This is a genomic window from Flavobacterium erciyesense (assembly GCF_018069925.1).
GTDB classification, from domain to species: domain Bacteria; phylum Bacteroidota; class Bacteroidia; order Flavobacteriales; family Flavobacteriaceae; genus Flavobacterium; species Flavobacterium erciyesense.
This window is the reverse complement of the sequence record NZ_JAGPXB010000026.1, coordinates 1-6,375: the sequence shown is the minus strand read 5'-3', so window position 1 is coordinate 6,375 and position 6,375 is coordinate 1. Positions and strand designations below refer to the sequence as shown.

The 6,375-nt window shown below is 30.9% G+C and carries 6 protein-coding genes; all 6 read right to left on the bottom strand.

Annotated features, from left to right (window positions below; all coding sequences use genetic code 11):
* Positions 1–132 precede the first annotated feature (132 nt).
* Positions 133–732, bottom strand: coding sequence for a hypothetical protein (locus tag KBJ98_RS15070; RefSeq protein ID WP_210791902.1), 600 nt, complete (start codon positions 730–732; stop codon positions 133–135).
* Positions 733–895: 163 nt separating this feature from the next.
* Entirely contained in the window at positions 896–2,056 is a 1,161-nt protein-coding gene (locus tag KBJ98_RS15065) for an immunity 26/phosphotriesterase HocA family protein (protein ID WP_210791901.1), read from the bottom strand.
* Positions 2,057–2,227: 171 nt separating this feature from the next.
* Positions 2,228–2,503, bottom strand: coding sequence for a hypothetical protein (locus KBJ98_RS15060; protein ID WP_210791900.1), 276 nt, complete (start codon positions 2,501–2,503; stop codon positions 2,228–2,230).
* An 882-nt stretch (positions 2,504–3,385) separates the two neighbouring features.
* Positions 3,386–4,039 carry a hypothetical protein gene (locus tag KBJ98_RS15055; RefSeq protein ID WP_210791899.1) on the bottom strand — a complete coding sequence of 218 codons (654 nt, stop codon included), beginning with the start codon at positions 4,037–4,039 and terminating at the stop codon, positions 3,386–3,388.
* Positions 4,040–4,204: 165 nt separating this feature from the next.
* Positions 4,205–4,888: a CPBP family intramembrane glutamic endopeptidase gene (locus tag KBJ98_RS15050; protein WP_210791898.1), complete on the bottom strand. Its 684-nt coding sequence runs from the start codon at positions 4,886–4,888 to the stop codon at positions 4,205–4,207.
* A 233-nt stretch (positions 4,889–5,121) separates the two neighbouring features.
* Entirely contained in the window at positions 5,122–5,847 is a 726-nt protein-coding gene (locus KBJ98_RS15045; RefSeq protein WP_210791896.1) for a phytanoyl-CoA dioxygenase family protein, read from the bottom strand.
* Between the last annotated feature and the right edge of the window lie 528 nt (positions 5,848–6,375).

The window sequence follows — 6,375 nt, the reverse complement described above, 5'->3', positions numbered from 1 at the left end:
TCCGCCGCCTCATGCCGTTGCGAACTTCGGACCCGATTATTTTCCACCAAATATAAATAAACTTGCGAAACGTAAACGTGAACTTACCACAAAATTCGCAATTGCGAGAAACGGCTGTTATGTGACGTTTTTTTATTTACGACGAACATAAGTCCATTTTCCATTTCGCTTTTTAATTAGCAAAGAATTGTGATAGCCGCTTTGTGTTCCACTTTCATAACCAACCAAATATTCAATCACAACAATTCCATTTTCTCTTTTATCATCAAAGCAAACTCGGGAAAAATTCAAAACTCTGTATTCTTCATCTGCGGTAAATTCGGTTTGACTTGACATAAACTGTGAATATGGTTTTTCTAATTTCAGTTTTGATTTTGCAAACTCTCTAAATTTTAATTCTTTAAATTTTTGTGAATTTACTATGTTGAAAAAAGAGACTGAATCTGATGCTTTTTTGAAATGGTTATCTTTAAACATCCATTCGTTATCTTCTTTTACTTGAGAAATGGGAAGTAAAGCGTCTGAGAAATAAACTTTAATGTCCAATGTGTCAATATTCGGTTTTGTTATAACTTGATCTTCGAAAAATTTTGTTGGATTTAATAATATATCGTTTGTTTTCAAATAGTCGTTTGCCACATCTTGGATAGCTTTCAATTCTTCTTGTTCGTAATCATCTTTACAACTTGTCAAAGAAATTGTGAACATCAATAAAATAAATAATTTTCTCATTTAGTAGGGTTTAAAAATGTCACATAACGTCCCCGCGCTACAAGCAGTTTGGGACTAAATTAAGCCCATTTTTCGGATTTGCCAAATCTTCCAAATACAAACCAATTTTTCCATTAATCCTAATCCCCAAATTGCTTGTAGCGTGTGTTACCACTCGTTTTTTTTATAGGTTTTCTGAATACGATTTACTTGAATCAAGTTGAAAAAAATCAAATATTTCTTTTTTAATTTCCATATTCATTGGATTTCTTAAATCAGTATCACGACCATAAAATTCTTCATTCCAATATGATTGATTTGAATTTTCTGAAATTGCTTGGAGTAAAGTCTGCTTATTAATATCGAGTCCAAATCCAATTGATTCGTTTCTGTAGGGATTGAATTTTAATTTATCCCAATCTGTTTTTGAATTCGGATTAGGTATTTCTATGTATTTATAAAATTTGTCTCTTTGGGTTTCTTTATATATTTCGCCATACTGTAAATAAACGGTATCAAAATCGCCATATGAAATACTTCTGGCATAAGAAACAGGAAAATCAATTTCCCAATCTTCTAAAGGTAAGTTTCCGATTACCTCAAAATCTCCATAATAAAGTAAATTATCCATTATATATTGGGATGGGAAACTTTTCAATGATTTTAAGCAACTTAAATCTTTGTCCTTTGTCTCGTCTATTAAGTGATATATTTTAATAACTAAAGGTTGTGTCATTAAATGAGAAAGTCCATAATTTTTGTCTTTTTTAAAATCTGGATTTTTTCGTATTTTTCTAACATCACAAATTAAACGACCGTATCCGTAGCTTTTTCTATCAACTTTGTAAATAAAAAAATCCCCTTCTTTTAAATCTATTCGTTTTCTTTTTTCGGTTGCTATTTTTTGCAAATCGTTTAAATCACTTTCGGTTGTATTTGATATATAATTGTCTAACCAAAGAGGTAAATCCTTAATACTCTCAAATTTAATATTTTCAAAACTTGTAGAATAATAAGTTTTCTCTGTTGAGTGATTTCCAATAATAATTCCTCCAATATTGAAACTAAAATACATACCAATTCCGTTTCTAGCTTCTAGAGAAGAGAAGTTTAATTTTTTCTCTTTTCCTCTGCTTGTTTTCGGTAATAATATTGTACGATTTTGAGTATCTTCTTCTAATTTTATTTCTTGATAGGAATATTCACCCACACTGATTTTTTTTCGAATTGTATTGCCATCAAAGTAGACGAATATTTCTTTAGTGATTTCTACTTTTTCCCAATGATCAGGAACAATTTCAAGACCTAAATATTTTCTTTGGTGATTGTTTAATTCAAATTTCATTCTTTTTTTCTTAAAATGAGTGGTAACGTTCCGGCGCTTGGCGAGGTTGCGAACTTCGGAACCGATTATTTTCTGTTAAAGATAAAATTTCTTGCGAGAAATAAACGTGAACTTACAACAAAATTCGCAATCTTGCCAAACGCCTGTTAGCAGTAGCCAAATTTATTTTTTTTACAAATTGTTTTCGGCAAAATAAATTGCAGAAGCTATTAGTGGAATTGTAATAAGTAATGAAATTAGTAAAGGTTTCCATATTTTCTTCTTTTCAAAGATTTGTTCTTTTGAAATATATAATCCAAAATAAAATTCAGAAAGTACTAATCCACCAATTATATTAGTCAAAAGTGTATATGTAGAAACTTCTTTTTCCATTAGCCAAGCTATAAAAAATGGTATAATAGTAAGAATTATAGAAGTTTTTAAAATTTTTTTAGCTTCTTTTTCCATTCCGATTTCTTTCAAATTTTGCATGAGAAGAATTCCGCCAAAAATCGAGCTAAAAAAAATACAAAAACCAAAAATTGCTTTTTTGGTATAAAATTGCGGTATTCCATTTTGTTCAGAAGTATTTTCGAGTTTATTAGTTTCTATTTCCATTTTTCAATTAAGGATTCGGTAGGTTTCTTTTTTCATTGGTTACTGCTAACGTCCCGCCGCCTCATGCCGTTGCGAACTTCGGACCCGATTATTTTCCACCAAATATAAATAAACTTGCGGAACGAAAGCGTCAATTTAGGAGAAAATTCGCAATGGCTTGAGACGGCTGTTATAGGGCGGTTGAATATTTTAAAGTTTCTATTTTTCAGATTTTGCCTTTCAAGTTTCGCTTTTCGGTTTCCACTTTCAAGTTTCGTTTTTCAGATTCTACTTTTCAAGTTTCTGATTTTCAAATTCTGCTTTTCAGATTCTGCTTTTCAGATTCTGCTTTTCAGATTCTGCTTTTCAGATTCTGCTTTTCACGTTTCGCTTTTCGGTTTCCACTTTCAAGTTTCTGCTTTCAAGTTTCGCTTTTCGGTTTCCACTTTCAAGTTTCTGCTTTTCAGATTCTGCTTTTCAGATTCTGCTTTTCAGATTCTGCTTTTCAGATTCTGCTTTTCAGATTCTGTTTTTCAAGTTTCTACTTTCAAAAACTCTAGCGGAAGATTAATTTATTTCTAATTCTTAACGTCTGCGTAAATTCGCAACTGCCCTATAACGTTCCGCCGCTTCTCGTCAGTTGCGAACTTCGGAACGAATTATTTTCCACTAAGATAATATTTCTTGCGAAACGTGAACGTGAATTTACCACAAAATTCGCAATTGCGAGAAACGGCTGTTGTGAGCAGTACTTTATTCTTTAAGCGTATTAATTAATCCCAAAATTTTAAACTCTAAATAGTCTTCCATTGAGAACTTTTCGGGTCTAAAGTCATTGAAATTCTCTAGATTTTCTATTTCAGTTACTTTTGATTTAGTATATTCTTCTGTCTGCTTAAACTTCAAGAATAGATTTTTCTTCAGTTTTAAAAACCTTTGATAGTTTAAGTCATAATTTTTTTCGACTCTTCCATTCTTAAATTCAAATACTAGATAATTTGTAAAATGAATATCAGTCCAATTCGATTTTGTTACTTCAATCTGCTTTCCATATGGGAATGTTTGTATTTTAGTGTATTCCATAACGATTTTTTCTTTGTCTTTGAAAAATTCTTTAAATACAGACCTTGAATCTAAACCTCTTTCTTTCTCAACTAAGATTGTAATGTCTGTTAGATATAATGAGTCGTTTTCGATTGTATATGTAAAAGTATAAAAGCCATAATTTGCAGTTGTCTCAATCGCGTCCTCTGGCACTTTAAAATTAAACTTTTTTATATAATCTCGTCCAGGATTAAAACTTCTCCATTCATACTTTTTTCCGTTATATATCAAGATGTCTGGAATTTGCTCAGTTGCAAAAACTTTCAGAGATATTAATAAGGCAAATAGGATTAGTTTCTTCATTTACTGATGTTTCTTGAGTATTGCTCACAACGTCTCGCCGCTTGGCGTGGTTGGGGAATAAAGATGCGAGATTTTTCGGTTAAACACAAATTTTTCAAATACAAAACCATCTTTAAATTCAGCCTAAAACCCCAATCACGCCAAACGGCTGTTACTGGCTGGTTTTTAAGCTTCTAATTTCGATTCCCACTTTTTTATGATATAAAACATTTTAGCGATCATTAAAAGTCCAATCAAGATAATGAAAGTAATTATTAGATATGAGTTCCACAAATTAGCATTTTCATTAAATTTTGACGCACCAAAAAATGTTGTATAATTATAAATTAAGTGAGCAGTAAAACTTAAAATTAAACTCTTTGTTTTCAGATAAATATATCCTAAAACTAAACCTCCTAAAAAAGCACTTAGTAAACCTGTGTTTGAAAAGAAATGACCAATACTAAAAGCTAATGCCGACAACCAAATTGATTTTGTAAAACCTTTTTCATTTAATATTTTTTGGGCAATTATTCTTCGGTAATATAATTCCTCCAAGAATACACTCAAAACCATCATAATTAAAAATCTCGGTAAATTTGTGATTGATTTTAAGGTGTCGTTATTAAAATTCCAATTCATTAATTTGTAGACCAATGCAGGAATGAAATAATTCAGCAAGCATAAACCAATAATTCCAATTGAGATTGGATACAAATATTTATAACAAATTTCTAAATCAGCTTTATTCGGTAAGTTTTTAAAACTAAAGCCTGTTAAAAATAAACTTGCCAAAATTATAGAAGTAATATTTACAATTTTATTTTCCCAATATGTGGTGATTTCTGTTGCTGAATAATATCCTATCATCAATATTGTTAAGCTTATAAATAAATTTAAATAAGGTCGATTAGTCATTAATATTCTTTTGTGATTTTCGGTTTTTTTAAACTTGCCAGTAACGTTCCGCAGCTACACGAGGTGCAAGGCTTCGTGACTGCATATTTTCTAATTAAGATAAAAGTTCAATGCGAAACGGTAATTCCACTAAATCCTTGCATCTTGTGTAACTGCTGTTGTGCGATCGGCAAAATTATAACAATTTAGTTCAGGTTAAAATTTATTCTCTCGCTCCATTCTAATTCGTTCGGCAAGTTTTGGTTGCTAAATTCAATATGGATTACTCTTCGTCTTTCATAATTAGTTGTTTTATTTGAAGCGTGAAAAAGTAAAGGTTTCATAATCATTATTCCACCTTTTTCAACTTCACATATAGTTTCCATTTCGTTTTCAAGTTCAATGTTTTCCGTTCTGATTATTCCTTTTTTATGCGATTTATTCAAAACTTTCAATGCTCCGTTTTCTTTTGTCGTTTTGTCAAGATGAATTCTTATTGTGAAATTTTGTTCCAAAATTTCTTTTGGCGGTTGAACGGCAAATTGATTTTGTTTAGTTGTCCAATTCTCGAAATTCTTAATTTCCATTTTTTTGTCTACCGAAATTGTTAAATCTTGGTGATAAGCCACAAACCAATTTGATTTTTCTGGCTTGTCGAAATAAATTGATTTTGTTATGAAATAATTTTCTCCAAAGTTCGATTTTATGATTTCTCTCAAATTTTGGTTGAAAATATAGTTTAGCGTTTCTGGAATTTCTTTGTGAAATTGTCGAATTGCAAATAAATCTTCGGATTTTCTAAAAGTAGAATTTTCGGTTTCGTTTTCGGTAACTTTTTCTATTTCTGAAATGATTTTTTCTATTTCATTTTCGGAATAAACTTTGTCAATAATCGCAAAACCCTCAGAATTTATTTCTTTATTATGTTTCATTTTTCAACAAATTTACTTTTCACATTCTGCTTTTCATTGCTGTCGCACAACGTCCCGCCGCCTCACGCTGTTGCGAACTTCGGGACCGATTAGTTTCGGCTAAGATAAATAAACTTGCGAAACGAAAGCGTCAATTTAGGAGAAAATTCGCAATGGCTTGAGACGGCTGTTATATGCCGCTTAAATTTTTTTCTTGACCAATTTTCAGGTTTCCATTTTTCAGATTCTGCTTTTCAGATTCTGTTTCAAGTTTCGTTTTTCAGTTGGCACTTTTCGGTTTCTGATTTCAAGTTTCATTTTTCAGATTCCACTTTTCAGATTCCACTTTTCAGATTCCACTTTTCAGATTCCACTTTTCAGATTCCACTTTTCAAATTCCACTTTTCAAATTCCACTTTTCAAATTCCACTTTTCGGTTTCTGCTTTTCAGTTTCTGCTTTTCAGTTTCTGCTTCTCAGTTTCTACTTTTTACTTTTCAGTTTTCAGTTTTCACTTTTCACTTTTCAGTTTCTGCTTTTCAGTTTCTGC